The organism is Deltaproteobacteria bacterium (assembly GCA_016183235.1).
In the GTDB taxonomy this organism is placed as follows: Bacteria; UBA10199; UBA10199; order DSSB01; family JACPFA01; genus JACPFA01.
In genome coordinates, this window is sequence record JACPFA010000010.1 from 44,959 (window position 1) to 64,021 (window position 19,063).

A 19,063-nucleotide genomic window follows, 5' to 3' on the forward strand; every position below is an offset into this window, starting at 1 on the left:
ATGGAAAAGTTGCTACTGAATAGCGTTGGCCTTGGTTAGTTGAACTTTAAACATTTCTTTTTTATAGGCTAGTATTACCATCCAACTAAGATTAGCTGCAATCATTGTTAAATGAATAATTAAGGCAAGCTGATTGAAAAGGGCGAGTGTCATAAAAAACATGGCAAAGAAATCTCTTTTTATCACAAATTTAATCTTGGCTAACCAATACCAAATGTCTTTGACTTCATCTTTTTTTTCTTCTTCACTTAAATCTTTTTGGATGGTCACCAGCGAACCCGAGTTTGTATATCGAATAAGGTAAGTAAACATGATGCTCAAGGTAATCAAGATTCCCATAAACATGAATACGGATTCAAAAATGATCTGGGGCGACTCGGTTTGGCGATAGGCACCCATGGCTACCCCGGCAAAAAAAGCCAAATAAGTAATATTATCGCTCAAGGTATCTAACCACTCCCCCCGCTTGGAGTTCGAAAGCTTTAGTTTGGCCATTTCCCCATCACAACCATCTAAGATAGAAGTTAGGTTGAATAAAAGGCCTCCAATCACTACATCTCGATAATTTCCCATGGCCACAAAAAAACCTGAAAGAATCCCGATTAAGGTTACAAAACCTGTCACATGGTTGGCCGATAAGTTAGTCCGCACTAACCAGTGCGTGATGCTTAAAGAAATAGGACGATTGATATTTCGAGAAATCCAACCATCGGTGGGTTTACGAAGACTTTTGAAAAGAAATTTTTCTGCATGACGGAGGGCCTCAGGCGTATCAACATCTTGCCAAAAATATTCCGAAATATCACAAACGCCTGCTTGGCCTACATTAGCCAGAGACAGAACACCTCGGCTCAAAGAAGCATCTCCTTCTTCACGGTAAATTTTTTCAAGAACGGCAAATAAAGAAGCATTGCAGATAAAGATCCCTGTATCAAAGGCATCATAACCGGTGAGCTGCTTGCTAATTTCTTGAATCTTGTTGCCACTGGTTTTCACCTTGGTGGCATCTTCGGCATCAAAAATGGAGGTTAAATTTCGGTCAACCCCCAACAAAACTTTATTTTCATGAAAGGGGGTGTTTAATATTTTTTCGATGGCAAGCCGGTCAAAGACATGGTCGGCCATTAAGAGAAGAAATTGCTCATCGGCATAAGGTTGTGCGGCCAAAAGAGAAACCCCATTAGACTTATGATAATCCGCATTATGAACAAAGCGAAGGTTCACTCCCAACGAGCGATCTTCGCTTAAGGAATGAATAATTTGCTCGCCCTTGTAACCTACCACCACGATGAAATCAGTAATCCCACCGCGTTTAGCATTCAAAATAGTTCGCTTAATGAGAGTAAGACCACAAACCCTGCGAAGGGGCTTGGGCACGTCATTTCTAGACCTTTGAATACGGCTACCATTGCCAGCCGCAAGAATAACAGCTTGCTTAATCATCCCTTCAATCTTTCTTCAATAATTCTAACTAGTTAGGATAAATATCGTGTGTAATTTAAACAAAGCCACCCCCAAAGGTCAATCCCTATTTTAACTTTTAAAGAACCTCGCAATTCATCTGCAAATTACTGCACCTAAAAAGTGAGGGCTGCGATTTTGCAGTTGAGTTAGCTTTTTCGACCCGGCGCTCCATCGCCGACCCTAATGGAGTTAGCCGTCACGGAATCCTTCCGCGTTCTCGCCCCAAGGGCGAGCCTCGGCTTTCCATGACGGCTAACTCGCATTGGGGGCCCCGGCGATTCCGCGATGGGTCGAAAAAGCTAACTCAACTGCAAAATCGCAGCCCTCACTTTTTATATAATCTCAAATATTTGAGAGATATAAAAAGTTTTACTGAAGTTGGATTAAGGCTGGAAGGGGTTTGTCGGAAGCTTTCACCTCTATGGCTATATAGCCGTGAAAGCTGAGACTTTGAGTGCGTCCGGCGGCCGTAACCGCCGGACGACACGGACCCCTGGAAGCCTTAAGCCAACTTCAGTAAAACTTTTTAGGTGTAACAATTTACAAACGAAATGGACTTTAGCTGGGGGCTTTTTCGGGGTTGCCCAAAGATGGGTTAAAGGCTCGGTTCCAGGCAGACTGTAGATTGCCCTTTAACTCGCGGGCTAAGAATGAAGCTCGGTGATTAATCAGTAACGATGTAGCTACAATGCAATAAACGCCGCAGCCCTTTTGACAATCTTTTTTGTGATAATAAGTTTTCAACTCTTCGGGCGTAATATCCATGATGCTTTTTTTCGTTCTCACCTGACTACAAAGCCAAAACTCGCCCTTACTTGAAACAAAGAAATATTTGTAGCCCGCCACGCAGGTCCAATCAACTTCTTCTCCCTTTAACATCTTTTTTTCATAGTCGATCAGATTCCAAGAAGAATGGATTTTTTCTCCCCTTTTCTTACGTTGTTCTTGTAACTCAAGAAAATCTTGCATGGGCTTTTGAGATTCAACTTGAACCCCTTTACCTTTAACCAAATCTTCGTGAACCACTCGAGCATGGGCGGCAAAACCTTTTTGCAAACTATAATCTAAAACCTGCTCCATCTCTTCTAAAGTATTTTCAAAAAGCACCCCTGAAATATGAACCTTGAGATTAGAATTTTTGAAAAGTTCCAACTTAGGGGCTATGGATTTAAAAGATTTACGCGTGCTGGGTAAAGGCGTCATGCGATCGACTGAAATTTGCAAAACATCAAGACCGGCTACTTCTAATTCTCGAACCACCTTTTCAGTTAGCATAAAACCATTGGTCGACATGCTAATTTTAGTAAAACCTAAACCCTTGGCATAACGAATGACTTCCATAATGTGAGGATACAACAGAGGTTCGCCACCCTGCAGGCCTATTCTTAACACACCCAATTCTCGAATTTTTTGAAGATATTTTTTTAAATCACTAAGCTCCGGATGGGGAGAAGAATTGTCATATTCGTTACAATAATGGCAGTCTAAGTTACACTGATCGGTGACATACAAATGTGCCACAATGGGTTTTGAGTCGAATAAACGAATCGCTTCTTGAAGAGCCATCTGGGGCTAATAATGCCAAAAGGGTATACAAAGCAAGCCATTATTGTTAAGGGAGAGGGCAATTATTGACCATGTCGCTTTTATCCCGCTTTAAATTTTTACGGCATTCCCTTTGGATAAGCTATATTTTATTAGGCTTAGGCGTGGTCTTTACGGGTTGGCTCATTTATCGATTGGGGGTTCAAGATATTTGGGGCTACCTTAAGACCTTAGGTTGGAATTTTTTCCCTTTTCTACTTCCCTCATTTCTTAGTTTCTTTTTCTTAAGTTGGGCATGGCTTCAATTTTTGAAAAATAATCGCCCTACTGTCCCCTTCTTTCACCTCTGGATGGTCAAGGTTGTGGGAGAAGCGGTTAATAATATCAATCCATTGGGTTGGGGCGGAGGCGACCCGGTACGCATTTATCTTTTAAAAAAGTGGATCTCTATTCCCCAAGGCACTGCAAGCGTTGTGATTGACCGAACCCTTCATACCATGGCGCTGGTTGTTTTTATGATCATTGGAATGGTCATCGCGTTCCTAAAGTTTAACTTTCCACCTAGTTTGGAATTTGGCTTTATACTTGCACTCGCCTTTATGTTGATCATGACCCTTTATTGGTATCGTAGGCAACATGAAGGGGTTTTTGAATTTTTGATCGACACGTTAACACAGCTAAAAATTAAAAAACACTGGTCTGCACAGACTCTGCAAAAGGCCAAAGAGATTGATCAACTCATCAGCCAATTTTATCTTCATCATCGAATGGGTTTTGCCACAGCCTTTTTATTTCAGTTTATGGCAAGGCTCTTGGTTGTGGTTGAAATCTTTGTAGCCGCCTATTTTTTAAAAACCCCCCTAAGTTGGGACACCGCTTATTTATTGGGTTCGGTCACAGCCATTATTAATATGGTGTTTGTTTTACTACCCAGCTCGGTAGGGGCGCTCGAGGGGGCTTACGCCGGCTTCTTTCACCTACTCAACCAAGACCCGGCCATCGGCACTTCAATTCAAATCCTGCGCCGCTTACGCATGGTGGTGTGGAGCAGCCTTGGTTTCATTTACATCTACCATTTAGACCGCAATACTCGCCTTGAACTTAAAAAGGAATTAAGCCGCCAAGCGGAATCGAACCGCTGACCTACTCATTACGAATGAGTTGCTCTACCAGCTGAGCTATAGCGGCGGGAAATGTTGGATAAAAACGCCAGCACTGCTTTTAGACAACACTACCAAAAAATTCCAGTATATTTAAATTGGAGAATATAAAAAGTGCGCGGGGGTGTCTCTGTTTGAAAACGCGCACCGTTTGTCCAAGAGAAATCCTCTGTCATTGCGAGCCCAGCAGGGCGAAGCAATCTCTTCTGTTTAAGCGATGGGATTGCCACGCCCGTTGGGCTCGCAATGACAGCATTACAATAACCCTCCGGAGCCTGCCCTGAGACGCATGCGTTAGGGTATCGCGCAATGTTTTCAAACAGAGACACCCCCGCGCACTTTTTAGGTGCGGCTATGTGTCAATGAAAGATTCTGCCAATTAACAACAATTGTTGAAAAATTGTTGGTAACTCTGTGGAAGTCTCGCTAGAATAAATAATTGTTGCCCAAAATTGTAGCCAAATAGCAAATTGCCTATTTTTTGGGCGATGCCAATCGAATGATCGAAACAAAAAAAAATAAATTTAAACTGGCACTTTTCTATTCAGCCTTGGTTCTTCCTGGCAGTGGCCAGGTATCTTTAGGCTTTAAAATCAAAGGCTATTTACTCATTTTTTTTACCCTGCTTTCCTTCATAACTTTGTTAGTGACTTTTACTGTACAATTTTTCATTCAAGCCCGTGAGGTTGCCCATCAGATCAGTTTTTGGAATAAATTCACCACAACATTCAAAAATGTATTTGACGCCCAGGGGAGCACCTTACTCAGTTTGTTAGCCATTCTCTTAATTTTGTGGATTATATCGATCGTTGATATTCTGTACTCGAAATCTAAAGGGGACCTCTAAATCAAATAAAATGATTTGACCAACTAGCCAATCTGTTTTACTGCAGATGACCATTTTAGATGATCCGTATAGGAAACGAAGGATCGTCTAAAAGGGTCATATACAAGGCGCCCGAGGAGACCGACTGAGGCGTATACTGATATACGCCTCAGGGAGTGTGATCCTTCGGTTCCCTCAGAACAGGCTCCGGGCAACGCAGTAGATGACCCTTTTAGGCGATCCGTGGAGTGGGAAGGAAAAATTGTTATACCCTCTCCTCTTAACTCCTCCCCCTTAGGGGGAGGGAATTGGGAATGGGGTATATAGCCGGTGTGGCGAAATTGGTAGACGCGCACGACTCAAAATCGTGTGGGCACTGCCCGTGTCGGTTCGAGTCCGACCTCCGGCACCAGACCTCTTGCATAACCTACTGCGCAACCCAATGACTGCGTTGGGTCACCCCAAAATCCTCACGTATTTCCATATACGCTCCGGTTTTGGGGCCCCGACCCGCCTTGTCCTTGGGTTGCTCGCGACGGTTCTGCAAGAGGTCTTCTATGATGGGGGTTTTGATACCGCCAATGATCCAGTGATGATGAAGAACGCACGCATCCGAGCGTGCAATTGTCTTGGCAAGATTTGTAAGTATAAAATTGTTCTTTTAGGTCTTCAAATTGATATTCTAACAATGGTTTCGACCACCCATCCCTGGTTTGAGAGCACCACGGGATATTGCCAAATTCATCAACATAAAGATACCGACTGCCAGCACGACATTTAAAAGGCGCTGTGCCCTCTTTAATCAAACGATCCCGATAGTCAGAAAAATCCTTCCAAGTTTTGGGCAAGGTTTTTTTAAGATTGTAATAAACGGCCAATTGTTCAGGGGTTAGTTTGACTTGCCCATCATGATCGTGAACCAATAAAACCCGAGGGGTAAATTTGAGTTCTTTTGCATATTGAATAACTTCAAAAGTTTCTTCGGGTGGGCAAGCTCCAACTACCCCGGAAATTGTAATTTTGAATTTTGCATTTTCTTTCAACTCTCGGAGGCGCTTACGCAAATTATCTAGCACCTTAGAAGTCGTCGCATTTTGTTTCACCCCATCGATGGAAATTTGCAATTCTTGCAACCCAGCTTCATTGAGACGTTGAATTAATTTAGGCGTTAAAAGTAATCCATTCGAAATCATCCCCGTACGAAAAAATTTTAGTTCGCGACAATAAGCGACTAATTCGGGCAAATCAGGATGTAACGTCGGCTCACCACCCGTTAAACAAATCCCAAACGTCCCCAATGCTTTTAATTTTTCGAGCCGCTCTTTTAAGAGCCCCGTATCAACCGGGCTAGAGTTCGCGTCAAATTCATTACAATAACCACAAGCTAAATTGCATCGCCGAATGACCACCAATTGGGCCAAGAAAGGAGAAAACCGAAGCCGATTGCGAAAACTTAATTTCATCAAGCGCAACTAACACGCACAATCAATTCAAGTCAACCCAAGCCCCATTGCAGAACATTGGCCACCTAAAAAGCGAGTGAGGCGACTTTGCAGTTGAGTTAGCTTTTTCGACCCGGCGCTCCATCGCCGACCCTAATGGAGTTAGCCGTCACGGAATCCTTCCGCGTTCCGCCTTCGGCGGCCTCGGCTTTCCATGACGGCTAACTCGCATTGGGGGCCCCGGCGATTCCGCGATGGGTCGAAAAAGCTAACTCAACTGCAAAGTCGCCTCACTCGCTTTTTATATAATCTCAAATATTTGCGAGAAAGTCTTTTCGAGGTAGGGAGAGGTCAAGGGAGAGCCTTTTAGCGCAGGAGGGCGGATCCTTCGCAAAGCCTCAGGACAGGCTCCGGAGGGCTAAAAAATTTTATTGTTTTTTTGAATTAGAGGACGACAGAGGAGTACTCTAATTCAATTAAAAACAAAAAATTTTTTAGCCCGAGTAGGCCGACCGGGCGCGGGCTCTCCATTGGCCTCTCCCTACCTCGAAAAGACGTGACCCGATTTGCAAATGAATTGAAGAAAAAAATGGAAGATTCTTCACCCTGCTGGGTTCAGAATGACACGATATTTTCAGCTTCGTTTAAGTTACTTGCCAAAGACCGCGCTGATCCATTAAAGTGCAGCGAGTGATTTTAACCTGGAATGAGCCATTGATGATTAAATTCTCAAAAAAATTAATGAGTTTGATTGCGGTTTTAGTTGTACTGGTAAGCGGTACTGCTTTTTTTCTAATCCAGTTCCCTGAATATGCCCCCTCGTGGCTTACCTGGGACAGTCTTGAACGTCATAAGGAACCCTCTGATTTTTCTCGAGCCGAGACCTTTAGCCAAACGCTTGAACTGGTTAATAAGTATTATTACGATAAATCCAACATCAATCCCCGCCAAATGTTGCGGGCTGCCATGCTGGCCCTAGGAAAGTCGGCTTCGGAGATTTTGGTGCGCTTTCCTGAAGAAGGGTCGCATTTTACGATTCAGGTGGCTGACCAAGAAAAAGGACTTCATATCCCCTTGTTAAAAAATCTCATGGATATCATTCCGGTTATACAAAAGGCCTTTGTCTTTATTGAAGATCATTACACAGGAGAAGTAGAACTGCGCAACCTAGAATACGCCGCTATTAATGGTGCACTCGAAAACCTCGATCCCCATTCTACCCTCTTAACACCTAAATTTTTTAGCGAATTTAAAACTCAAACCGAAGGTGAATTTGGTGGTTTGGGTATTGTCATTGGCATGCGTGATGGTGATCTCATGATCATCGCACCATTACCTGACACCCCCGCCTGGACAGCCGGGCTAAAACCTAAAGATAAAATTATTAAGATTGGTGATCAAGCCACCGTCAACATGTCACTCAATGAAGCGGTTGAACTCATGCGTGGCAAAATAGGTACCAAAGTATCTTTGACAGTTGTCCGTGACCCTAACCCAGAACCCATGACAGTACAACTAACCCGGGCGGTAATAAAAATTGTCAGCGTCCAGGCTAAGCTATTAGATGATGCCCTAGGGCAGGTGGCTTATATTAAAATTAAAAATTTTCAAGAAGAAACCAAGGCCGAAGTTAAAAACAAACTAAAAAATCTAAGAGCCAGTGCCAAAAATTTTAAAGGCGTGATTCTTGATCTGCGCAATAACCCCGGTGGCTTGCTCAATCAAGCCATTCACATCTCTGATTTATTTTTAGAACGGGGCACGATTGTTTTAACCGTGGGTGCTGATGATAAAATTAAAGAAGTTGATGAAGCCAGGGCCTTTGGCACCGAACCCCCCTATCCCATGGTGGTGTTGGTGAATCAAAAAAGTGCCTCGGCTTCAGAAATTGTTGCTGGGGCTCTTAAAAATAATGACCGAGCGATCATTTTGGGTGAAACCACCTTTGGCAAAGGTAGCGTGCAATCGGTTTATACCCTTAAAGATGGGAGTGCGCTCAAACTCACGATTGCCCAGTACCTCACGCCCGGTAATGAGTCTATTCAATCGGTAGGGATTATCCCCGATATTTTACTCACTCCTGCTTATGCAACTCCCGAAAAAATCAAAATGTTGCCCGAAGAAGGCTTTAAAGAAAAAGATTTAGAAAAACATCTTAGTTCTACCCATAACAAAAACAACAAATCAACCTACACCATCACTCATTTTATAGAAAACCCGCCCGACCCTGAATTAGAAGATGACGAAGCCGAAGAATACTCTGATAATGTCAACCTTGAAAAAGATTTTCCGGTTATTCTAGCCCAACAAATTATTTTACAAGCAAATCAGGTTGAACGCCCTGCCCTCATCGAAGCCTCTAAACCCTTAATCGAAAAGCTTGCCCAAACTGAAGAAAGTAAGATTGGCGAACAATTAGCCAAAATAGGCATTGATTGGAGCGAAGGCACGGTAGCGGGTAACCCCAGGGCTAATGTCAGTTATCAAATTTATGATAGCCAACACAACCCTCTCACTGCCATGCCAGCCGGAACCGAATCCTACTTAGAATTAAAAATAAAAAATGTGGGTGATGGTCAATTTTATCACCTCATTGCCAAAACAGAGTCTGAAAATTACCTTTTTAAAGGTAAAGAATTTGTATTTGGCAATTTAAAACCTAATGAAGAAAAAAGTTGGACTGTTAAAATTAAAATGCCCGAGGCCATGTTAAATCGGGAAGATATTATCACTTTTAAGTTCACCGAAGATAATCAAAAGGCCCCTGAACCCTTTGAAATTGTGGTCCCCCTACAAGCCCTCCCTCAACCACGTTTTGCTTTTAGTTATCAATTGATCGACGACGGCACGCTAGATTCACGTGGCAATGGCGACAAAAATATTGACCCCGGAGAAATCATCACTTTAAAATTTCAGGTTTATAATCAAGGCAGTGGGCCTAGCCTCGAAACTTCTTCAAATTTAAAAAATACCGAAGGCGAAAAGATTTTTTTGATCAAAGGCCGTGACAAATTGGGTCGACTCGATGTGGACCAATCCAAAGAAGCTCTCTTAAGATTTCAGGTAGCCAAAGATTACCCCAAAGATCAACTCAAACTTGAATTTGTGGTAAGCGATAACAAGTTATTAGAAACTCTTGGCCGCACCTTGATTTTCCAGATCAATAAAGCTTCTTTCGAGCTACCCATGGGTACTAAACTACAACCTCCAACTTTAAATTTAGATTTAAATGCCCTAGCGCCCAGAACTGACAAAAAGAAACTCACCCTCAAGGGTAAAGCCCAAGATGACATGAGCATCAAAGAAATTTCGGTTTATTTGGGTGAAGAAAAAGTTTACCTAAAATATTTTAAAGACCCTAAGGTTGGTGGAAAAAGTCAAAATTTTAACACCGACATTGAACTTGCTAAGGATAAAAATCATTTGGTTACTGTCGTTGCCACCGACCATCAAGACTTTTCGACGAAGGAAAGTTTTTACGTGCTTAGGCATTAGTTTAATTCTGTATTATGAAAATCATCTCTGGTTCAAAAAAATTCCCTAAAAAATCTATCAAAACCATCGTGGTATTAGGTAATTTTGATGGGGTTCATCTTGCCCACCAAAAAATGTTTCAATGGGCAAAAACTAAAGCCAAACTCTTAAGACTCAAAACAATTATTTATACCTTTTACCCCCACCCTGCCCTTGCCCTAGCCAGGGCATCTGCCCCCAACATGATCATGACCCTTGAGCAAAAAATTGAGGCTATCCATGACCTAAAAATCCCCTATTTAGTTATTGAACCTTTTAATCTTAAATTTGCCCATCAAACTCCCGAAACCTGGTTTAACCATGTCATTGTAAAAAACCTGCATGCTGCCGCAGTGGTAGCGGGTTATGATTTTACTTTTGGTCGGCATCGCGTGGGTAATGTAGAACTGTTGCAAGAACTTTGCAAAGCTCACAACATAAAATGTTTCATCATGCATGCTTATTTAAAGGGTGAAACGCTAGTGAGTTCTTCGCAAATTCGCCACCTTGTTGAAACGGGGCAAGTTGAAAAAGCCAAAAATTTATTGGGGCGTTATTATTATATGGACGGGACTATCATTAGGGGAAAGGCGCGGGGGAAAAAATTGGGGATTCCCACAGCTAATCTTGCCCCTCAAAACACCTTAATTCCAACCACCGGAGTTTATGCTACAAAAGTGCGATTTAAAAATCGTCTTTACCCTTCCGTCACTAATGTGGGTTTAAACCCCACCTTTGGTAAAAATCCACTTTCAATCGAAACTTATATTTTGAATTTCAAAAAAGATATTTATGGAGAAAAAATACGTTTATACTTTTTAAGCCAAATCCGAGAAGAACGAAAATTTGAATCGATTGAAGCGCTCAAAACACAAATTGCCGAAGATATTAGATTAGCTAAAAGAATAAATTTAAAAGCTAGTGCTTCGACAATTTAATTATTTTCTCTTTGAGAAAAATAATTAAACGCTCAGCACTAGTCCTGAGCGCTATTGTAAGATAAAAATTAAGCTGTCGAAGGACTAGGCCTTGACGAATCTGTCATTGCGAACCCCTTGGGGGTCCTTCGGCGAGCCTCAGGATAAATTCCGCAATCTCTTCTGCCTGCCTGACCGACCGATGTCATTGCTTCACAGACGCTCGCAATAACATCCATTCATCAAGGTCCAAATTCATGCGACCAATTGCGCTGACCCTCAGGGGGAGTGTCATCTTTGAATTGTTTACCCGCACCATTAAAATCAAAAGTCATGAGATAGCGTTGAGTGCCAAGCCCTGCGGCTAAATTCCCAACAGCAGCACCCCCTATATGACACATTAACTTTTGCCATCCCTCTTTAGCCCCGGCTAAACGACAAATCCCATCACCCAAAGCAGCCCCGGCTGTAGTAGAAGCGCCAATTAAAAGCCAATCACGCGTTTCAGGATCATCCCACTCAACCCCTGCTGCCGCTCCCAACCCAATGGTAGCTGCCACCTCACCCAGCATGAGGTAAAAATAAGGATCTCGGGTCACCTTCTCTTCTTCTGCTTTAATTTCTTGCCAAGCGCTTTGCATTTCAAGCTTGAGCTCACTTAAGCCTGTCATTCCCTTTGGCTTAATCCAAGCCTTATCAAAAGGGACAAAAGTATTGCGATCAAAAATAACTACATCATTCTCTTTTGGATTAAACAATACATTCACGGCCCGCTGAATAGCTTGCATCCTCTTGCGCTTGGCAGCTAAATTTAAAAGCGTCCACTGCGGGCCTCTGACTTTAGAAATGAGATCTTCAAAGTTAACAATTAAATTGGGATGCCCTTGCACATATTCCACCTTAAGATGTATAAAAAGCTCATCAACTATTTTCGTACCATCGGAGTCGTCATGAAAATAACTAAAAGTAATCATATTTCGCAAACCCTTAAGAGCAGCTTGCTCGTTGGGTAATTGAATCAAATCATGAATACCCCAATTATTCACATTAAGAAGAACTGTACCGGCAAGCCCGCTGGCATTGCTCTGATTTTCAACCAGCATCATTTGGAAAACAGCGGCCCCTAGTAACTGATAAAAATTAGGGAAATGCCCTTGTTTGATGTCATTAGCAAAGATCTGCTGATAGGTTTGGGCAAAACGAGTAAGTTCGGGGGTTAAAAGCTTGCTCCATAAAAGTTTATATTTCGCATCGGGTTCGAGGTTTTGAAGAGCGGGATCAAAGAACACCGTTATGAAAAGTTGGGTTAATACCTGGCTGAATTGTTCTTTTTGTTCAGGGGTTAAGGCCTGAATCATTTTATCAAAGGGTGAACCATCTTCGGGTGGTAACTTCTTTAATGCAACACCTGCTGGAGTTGTTTCATCTTGAACAAATCTTCGAAAATGGGCGTTAAAACCTATACGAAAGTGATGTAATGCCTGAAGTAAAGTATGAAAATAATCAAAATTCTTGGCCTGCACACCTTCTAAAGTTCGACCTTCAGTCGAAAAATAATCGGATGGAATGGGAATTGTGAGCGCGCTATGAATAAATCTTTGCACTCTCTCAGTAAAAGAATATACAGCATTGTCACGCCCCATGCTTTGCAGAACCTTATTGCCAATGATCCCTAAGCTGATTTGATCGGCAATAAAATCAAAATAATTATCGTTTTTGTATTTTTGTAAAAGAGGATGTTCGCGAAAAGTCTTTTGAGCCTTTAAATAATCTAACAAGGGCTGATATTCAAAGGTATAAGAAGAACTGTTTATGGTAGCATTCCACTTCTCTCCAGGTGACTTTCCATTGATGGTCACACCAACGGTTTCAACCGATTGAATGGGATTTTGAGAAACATCAGCCACCGTAACCGACAACTCACAAGTCTTGTCTTTAGGAGAACCGTTCTCTTTGAGACAACCATCTGACAATAAATCAATATCAATAATTTGGAAATCACTATTCAAAAGGAACTCCCAAATTGAAAATAGGTTCTAACTTTAGGGAGGCTAAGTGGGCCAAATACACCTTCCCAATTGCGAGTGCCATTATCCGCAGGCAAAACTCCTGTTGCCTCTTCTTCTACTCCAACGGCACCCCACAAAATCCCTGCCGTGGTGCCCGCAGCAATACCCCCTAAGAGAGTGGGCCAAAACCAGCGATCTTCATCCCAATTATATTGAGGGTTCCCGTAGTAATTAATGAACTCGCCGGTCGACACACCAAGCCCTGCTGCTGTAACCGTAGCCGACGCGTAACAGCCATGAGACCTTCCCTTCAAACCACAAACGACGCCAGTAGCAACCCCACCTAAAATCGTAATGACTGCTGGAGTAAATTGCACCCAAGGGCGAAAGGGGTTGGGGGTCGAGGGTGTGCTATTAAACTCTAAAAGATTTTCATTGATCCATTGCACCACGAAACCCATGTCTCGCCTGGAAGCAGCATGGTGGTGAAGATTATAAGAATATTGGAGATTATAAACATATTGCAGTTTACCCTTCGAAAAAGACAATAAGCAAGGCACATCGCGTAACCGGGCATTAAGAAATACATTACTTAATTGATCGAGCACTTTAAAAAATTGCCCGCGTATATATTCCCTTAGTTGGGCCTCATTTAAATTTTTATCTTGAATCGCCTCCCAGGCACTTTTAGGAAAATTAATTTTAAGGTAGTCTTGTAAATCAGCCTTGGAAAGTTTATCGGTAATCCCTTCTATTTTTTCATCCAATCGTTTTAAATCTTCGAGAATGGCCTCTCCATCAGCCCCTTCTTCGGCCAATTCACCTGCTGAGGTAAATTTTGTGTGCTTAAAGAAAATTGTTACCACCGTACGCCCGATGGGCGAAGTTGTGTAAAGCCGCTCGATGGTGGCAACAAAGGCCTCTTGGCCAGAAAAGTCGGCTTGTTTTGATTGAACTAATAAATGGGATAGATTGGCCTGCTTAGCTTCTAAAAAATGTTTTTCTAAACTACCTGCCCTCTGGATGAGTCTTAAACGACCGGCAATAGAATCGGGAATCTTTTGCCATAAATGAGCACTATTCGGCCCCTTACGCACGATATCTTTAAAAATGCCTGCCACCTCTGATAAAGAAGTAAAAAATTCTTCTACCCCATCCCCCTTCCCTTCACGGACGCTTAAGTCTTTGGCATAAATGCTGGCAGCTGTGATGATGACCTCGTTTAAAACCAAACTTAAATCTGTTTGTTCGTTGGTAAAATAGGCTTTGCCATCTTCGGGCGAAGATTCGTTGGGCACCCACTCTTCAAATAAGATCTTCGCTGCTACATTCTCCAAGACCTTCACCAGTTGACTTCGGACCGATCGCAACTCTGCCGGGATACTTTTTGCGTTGGCATATTTAAAAACAAAATTAAACTTTTCTGTAAAAAGATAAACCAATACCGCCAAAGCCTTGATTTTTGCTAAACGGGCTCGCTGATCCTCAGTTAAATAAATTTTGAGGGGATTCTCTAAACCAACCTCAATTGAATCAACATCTTCATATTTAAGACTTAAGTTTAAGACACTATCAATAATGCCCGAAAGCTCTAAAGATAACCTCATTTCTCCTTCAACCCCAAAGGTGATTTTTTGCACTAAATCGACCACCATCTTTTTTAATAATTCCTTACCCAAATGATATTGCCCTGACTCTGGCCCCCATACGGTATAGTCGGTAATAATTTCATTGAGTTTAGGCCATTGGTCTTCAAAAACACTACTGTCGGCTTGAATAGAAATCTGATTTTGCAAAGAGATAACGGCCCGCATGGATTGGTTTAAACCTTGCACCACTCGATCATCCCAAAGGGCAACAAGGGTTTTCTCACCAGGATAAGGTTGGAGAGTAAATTCAAATACTCCCCCCGGCGCACGTTTAGCAGAAAGAGGAAGTTCTACATAGAGTTTAGCCAGGTCCCTACTAGCTGAGTAATAAGTGCCATTGAGCAAACAAGGGTCTGCCTTCTTGCCGTTTGGCTTTGTTGGATTAAGTGGTGGTTGTAGGCATTTTTGCAAATCGCCTTGATCAAAGCGAAAATGCAAATAGCGGATACCATCGTCGCCGTCGGCCATTAAGCTAGCCCCCCAAATTGTGTTTTCTAATAAATATTAAGATCCCCAGGGTTTCTTTTAAAATCGTATGGGATGATTTTAAGTTGCTAAAAATTTAAAATATTCAAGGGTTTTGGCTAAACCTTCGTTTAGGTTTACTTGGGGTTCCCACCCCAAGTCTTTTTTGACCTTTTGATAAGAAATAACACTGCGTTGCTGCTCCCCAGGGCGGGCTGGGGCATAATGGGGTTTGAGCGCTTCTGGCAATAAACGCTGCAATGCTTGCCAAAGGCCTTTAACCGAGGTTTCTTGCGCAGTGCTGACATTATATTCCCCTACTTTTGTGCCCTGCATAGCCAATTGGGCTGCATTGACCACATCCCCCACAAAAACAAAGTCACGGGTTTGCAAGCCATCACCAAAGATGGTCACCGGGTCACCGGCCAGTAGTTTAGCACAAAAAATAGCCACCACCCCGGCCTCGCCATGGGGGTTTTGCCTGGGCCCATAAACATTGCTCAATCTTAAGCAAACATAAGGGAGCTGATAATTTTTATAATAAAAATAGAGGTATTTTTCGCCTAACAATTTTGTGATGCCATAGGGAGACTCAGGGTACGTGGGGTGAGTTTCAGTGGCTGGGAACTCTTGTTGTTCGCCATAAAGAGCCCCACCCGTTGAAGCAAAGATGACCTTTTGGGTACCGGCTTTCACGCAATTTTGCAGTAAATTGAGGGTACCCAACCCATTGACCTCACAATCAAAACGAGGGTCGGCCACGGATTTACGCACATCCATCTGGGCTGCCATATGGATCATGATTTCAGGGCAAAACTCTTGAAAGACCGCTTCAACTTCACTGGCCCGAATATCAAGATGGTAAAATTTTGAATTTGGATTAATATTTTCTTTTTTGCCGCTAAAAAGATTATCTAAAATGGCCACTTCGTAACCCAACTCTAAACAACGGTCTTGAGTATGGCTACCAATGAACCCCGCCCCACCGGTGATTAAAACGCGCATGCACTTCACTCCTCAATATGACAGCAATTGACTAAGTCTGTTTCACAGAGTTAAGCTAAAACACAATGGACGTTATTGAGCAAATATTAAAAGAAAAAAAGCGGCTTAACGCCACCATAGTCGCCCACTATTATCAAGAACCCGCTATCCAAGAATTGGCGGATTTTGTAGGGGACTCGTTGGCTTTGGCCCAATATTGTGAAAAAAATAACCAAGCCACGATTGTGTTTTGTGGTGTAAAGTTCATGGCTGAAACCGCTAAGATTTTAAACCCCCATAAAAAAGTTTTGCTGCCCGATTTAGACGCTGGCTGTTCCTTGGCCGATAGCTGCCAGCCCGCACCGTTTCAATATTTCAAATCCAAACTCAACAACCCTTATGTTGCCATGTATATCAATTCGAACGTTGAAATTAAGGCCTTAAGCGATGTGATTGTCACCAGCAGTAATGCCGAAAAAATTATTCGTTCTATCCCCAAAGATCGCACGGTTTTATTTGGCCCAGACCGCCATCTGGGAAATTATTTGGTCAAGAAAACTGGCCGCGAAATGGTGTTGTGGCAAGGGGTGTGCATTGTTCATGAAACATTTAATTTAAAAAAATTGTTAGAATTAAAGCTAGACTATCCCGAAGCCCTGGTCATTGCCCACCCAGAATGCGAAGAAAATATTCTGGCCCACGCTGATTTTATTGGGTCAACCAGCAAATTATTGCAATTTACAAAAGAAGATAAACACTCCACCTTCATTGTTTTGACCGAATCAGGGATTATTCATCAAATGAAGAAGGCCTCTCCTCAAAAAGTTTTTGTAGAAGGCCCCAACCAATCGGGCTGCTCGTGCAACGAATGCCCCTACATGCGGCTCAACACCTTAGAAAAGCTACTCGCCTGCATGAAAAACGAAACCCCCGAAATCATCATCGAAGAAAGCTTGCGCCTCCAAGCCTACCTTCCCCTCAAAAAAATGCTCGAACTCTCTTAACTCTTCACTACAAATCGCAGCACCTAAAAAGTCTTCTTGAAGGGCCGCAAGGGGGCAGCTTGAGAACCCGCACCCGTGAAGCCTACTCGGCCAAAAAAATCCTTTATTTTTGGTTGAATTAGAGTACTCCTCTGTCGTCCTCTAATTCAAAAAAATAATAGGATTTTTTTGACCTCCTACGTCTTCACTCCCGTGCTACAGGTTCTCAAGCTGCCCCCTTGCGGCCCTTCAAGAAGACTTTTTATATTTCTTCAAATATTTGCAGTTATATAAAAAGAGAACGGGGGTATCCTTGTTGGAAAACATTGTGCAAGGAGCGAGCCCGTAGGAGGACTTAAAAATTTTATTGTTTTTTTGAGTTAGAGGATGACGAAGGAATACTCTAACTCAATTAAAAACAAAAAATTTTTTAGTTCGACTAGGGATCGCGGTGCACGTTTTCCAACAAGGATACCCCCGTTCTCTTTTTATATAACTGCAAATTCGTTGACTCACTAAACTGATTGACTTTTCATATGATTTTTAAGACCCTGCCATTATGGATGTATCTATAAAAAACGAAATCACCAACTTTTTTAAAAAATTGCCCGGTGCTCTAGCCGTTGTTCTTTTTGGCTCTCAAGCAAAGGACCAATCTACTTTGAATAGCGATATTGATCTGGCAGTGTTTTTTGACCCCCATCAACTCCCCACCTTCGATCAATTCATGGATCAAAAAGAAGCCTTATCAACTCAGTTACAAACTCCGGTTGACTTAATCAATTTAAACAAAGCCAACCCCATCTTAAAACATCAAATTTTTACTCAAGGCACACTTCTCCTTAATCAAAAGCCAAGTTATTTAACTGAATTTGCCTCAAGATCCTTAGTCGAATATGAAGATCTCAAACGCATCCGCGCCCCCATCGAAAAGGCTATTCTTAAAGGTAGAGTTTATGGTTAACCAAGACGTTGTATTTGAAAAAATTAAACAAATCCAGAATTGCCTTAAACGCATTCATACCAAAACAAAAAATGGCCCAAAATCTTTAGATGATATGGATGTTCAAGATATTTTTGTATTAAATTTACAACGAGCTGTTCAAACAACCATTGATTTAGCAGCTCATGTTATTGCCGATGAAGGGCTTGGCTTGCCGAGTGAATTGAAAGAAAATTTTAAGATTTTAGAACAAAACAAGATTATCGAACCAGCTCTTTCCGAAAAATTGCAACACATGGTTGGTTTCCGAAATATTGCTGTTCACGACTACTCAGCTATCGATCCTGAAATTTTAAAATCAATTTTGAAAAATAATTTAAAAGATCTCGAAGAATTCTATACAATCATTTTAAAGTATTTTCATTTAAATCAACAATAAAGTCCCTTTGAACCGTGATTCTAAAATCAACCCTTGTTTTGAGCTATTGGGATTTAATCTCCAGAAATTTTTTGAGTGCCGCTGTTAATAGGGCAGTGTCTCCCTCGGTCGATAAATCAAAATGGAGTTCTCCGGAGAGGCTCGCTATCCATCGGTTAGGGGTATCACCTTCTGTCTGAAAACTCAAAACCCGATCTCCGTTCGACTTCTCGTAAACATCTATTTGAAAGAAAGAATTAGCAAAATTGCACGCAAGAAATGTTGAACGAAATTCGTACCGATCGGGACTTTGTAGCATGTCGTTTACATATGTTATAAGTCGCTCAATAATAATTTGCCTATTAGTTGGATCTTTCAATAGTGCCCTAATACGACCGGCTTGTTCACGAATGCCAGCAACCTTTTCATCATCCAGCATAGGTAATTGAGCTTTCTCAGCATACTTTGCATAGTCCGATAAATATTGGTCTACTGAATCAATATCCCCCGATGATGCAGAATCCCGAGCTGCACTCAAGGACTCATTAGCAAGTTTTTGATATACCCCTTTAAGGGTTTCTACATTGTGTATATCCTTATCAATTGTAAGCGATCAAGCAAGTCCATCTTACAAGCGGTAAGGAAATGATATAAAAGATCTGCCATAACCAGGAGGTGATGAATGGCAGACATCAATAAGCGTGAGGCGAGGGAGCGGCATTGGCAGGGGAAGATTGAGGCACAA

At 42.1% G+C, this 19,063-nt stretch carries 14 protein-coding genes and 2 tRNA genes; 8 read left to right on the forward strand and 8 right to left on the reverse strand.

The annotated features are described in order from the left end of the window. Positions 1–12 precede the first annotated feature (12 nt). Positions 13–1,443: an NTP transferase domain-containing protein gene (locus tag HYU97_01835; protein ID MBI2335487.1), complete on the reverse strand. Its 1,431-nt coding sequence runs from the start codon at positions 1,441–1,443 to the stop codon at positions 13–15. A 579-nt stretch (positions 1,444–2,022) separates the two neighbouring features. Beyond that, a complete protein-coding gene (locus HYU97_01840) occupies positions 2,023–3,030 on the reverse strand; it encodes a radical SAM protein (GenBank protein MBI2335488.1) in 1,008 nt (335 codons plus the stop codon). A gap of 71 nt (positions 3,031–3,101) precedes the next feature. Here HYU97_01840 and HYU97_01845 point away from each other — a divergent pair, with 71 nt between their 5' ends. Then, the gene (locus HYU97_01845) at positions 3,102–4,151 is read left to right on the forward strand and encodes a flippase-like domain-containing protein (protein ID MBI2335489.1); all 1,050 of its coding nucleotides are present in this window, start codon (positions 3,102–3,104) and stop codon (positions 4,149–4,151) included. Here HYU97_01845 and HYU97_01850 read toward each other — a convergent pair. Beyond that, positions 4,125–4,197: transfer RNA gene (locus HYU97_01850), tRNA-Thr, on the reverse strand. The two genes, HYU97_01845 and HYU97_01850, sit on opposite strands and share 27 nt — an antisense overlap. 471 nt (positions 4,198–4,668) lie before the next feature. Here HYU97_01850 and HYU97_01855 point away from each other — a divergent pair. Together HYU97_01855 and HYU97_01860 are read left to right on the forward strand one after the other, a co-directional pair. After that, a complete protein-coding gene (locus tag HYU97_01855) occupies positions 4,669–5,016 on the forward strand; it encodes a hypothetical protein (protein MBI2335490.1) in 348 nt (115 codons plus the stop codon). A gap of 305 nt (positions 5,017–5,321) precedes the next feature. Next, a tRNA-Leu gene (locus HYU97_01860) sits at positions 5,322–5,407 on the forward strand. Positions 5,408–5,465: 58 nt separating this feature from the next. Here the strand turns inward: HYU97_01860 and HYU97_01865 are convergent. After that, a complete protein-coding gene (locus tag HYU97_01865) occupies positions 5,466–6,458 on the reverse strand; it encodes a radical SAM protein (GenBank protein MBI2335491.1) in 993 nt (330 codons plus the stop codon). A 696-nt stretch (positions 6,459–7,154) separates the two neighbouring features. Between HYU97_01865 and HYU97_01870 the strand changes: the two genes are divergently transcribed. Both HYU97_01870 and HYU97_01875 read left to right on the forward strand, forming a co-directional pair. Further along, the gene (locus HYU97_01870; GenBank protein MBI2335492.1) at positions 7,155–9,932 is read left to right on the forward strand and encodes a PDZ domain-containing protein; all 2,778 of its coding nucleotides are present in this window, start codon (positions 7,155–7,157) and stop codon (positions 9,930–9,932) included. A gap of 14 nt (positions 9,933–9,946) precedes the next feature. Then, positions 9,947–10,888, forward strand: a complete 942-nt coding sequence (locus HYU97_01875; GenBank protein ID MBI2335493.1) for a bifunctional riboflavin kinase/FAD synthetase — start codon at positions 9,947–9,949, stop codon at positions 10,886–10,888. A gap of 221 nt (positions 10,889–11,109) precedes the next feature. On the opposite strand, the gene HYU97_01880 is transcribed toward HYU97_01875, so the two are convergent. From HYU97_01880 to HYU97_01890, 3 genes are all read right to left on the reverse strand, one after another. Further along, entirely contained in the window at positions 11,110–12,876 is a 1,767-nt protein-coding gene (locus HYU97_01880; protein ID MBI2335494.1) for a hypothetical protein, read from the reverse strand. Then, entirely contained in the window at positions 12,873–14,993 is a 2,121-nt protein-coding gene (locus HYU97_01885) for a hypothetical protein (GenBank protein ID MBI2335495.1), read from the reverse strand. Before HYU97_01885 ends, HYU97_01880 begins: the two co-directional genes overlap by 4 nt. Before the next feature lie 78 nt (positions 14,994–15,071). Beyond that, positions 15,072–15,995, reverse strand: a complete 924-nt coding sequence (locus tag HYU97_01890; GenBank protein ID MBI2335496.1) for a GDP-mannose 4,6-dehydratase — start codon at positions 15,993–15,995, stop codon at positions 15,072–15,074. Positions 15,996–16,060: 65 nt separating this feature from the next. Between HYU97_01890 and nadA the strand changes: the two genes are divergently transcribed. The 3 genes from nadA (at position 16,061) to HYU97_01905 (ending at position 18,339) form a co-directional block, all read left to right on the forward strand. Next, positions 16,061–16,978, forward strand: a complete 918-nt coding sequence (nadA, locus tag HYU97_01895) for a quinolinate synthase NadA (GenBank protein MBI2335497.1) — start codon at positions 16,061–16,063, stop codon at positions 16,976–16,978. Positions 16,979–17,516: 538 nt separating this feature from the next. Continuing rightward, the gene (locus HYU97_01900) at positions 17,517–17,921 is read left to right on the forward strand and encodes a nucleotidyltransferase domain-containing protein (GenBank protein MBI2335498.1); all 405 of its coding nucleotides are present in this window, start codon (positions 17,517–17,519) and stop codon (positions 17,919–17,921) included. Next, entirely contained in the window at positions 17,914–18,339 is a 426-nt protein-coding gene (locus HYU97_01905; protein MBI2335499.1) for a DUF86 domain-containing protein, read from the forward strand. Before HYU97_01900 ends, HYU97_01905 begins: the two co-directional genes overlap by 8 nt. A 43-nt stretch (positions 18,340–18,382) precedes the next feature. On the opposite strand, the gene HYU97_01910 is transcribed toward HYU97_01905, so the two are convergent. Then, complete coding sequence (locus HYU97_01910; protein MBI2335500.1) at positions 18,383–18,856, reverse strand: hypothetical protein; 474 nt, start codon at positions 18,854–18,856, stop codon at positions 18,383–18,385. Positions 18,857–19,063 lie beyond the last annotated feature (207 nt).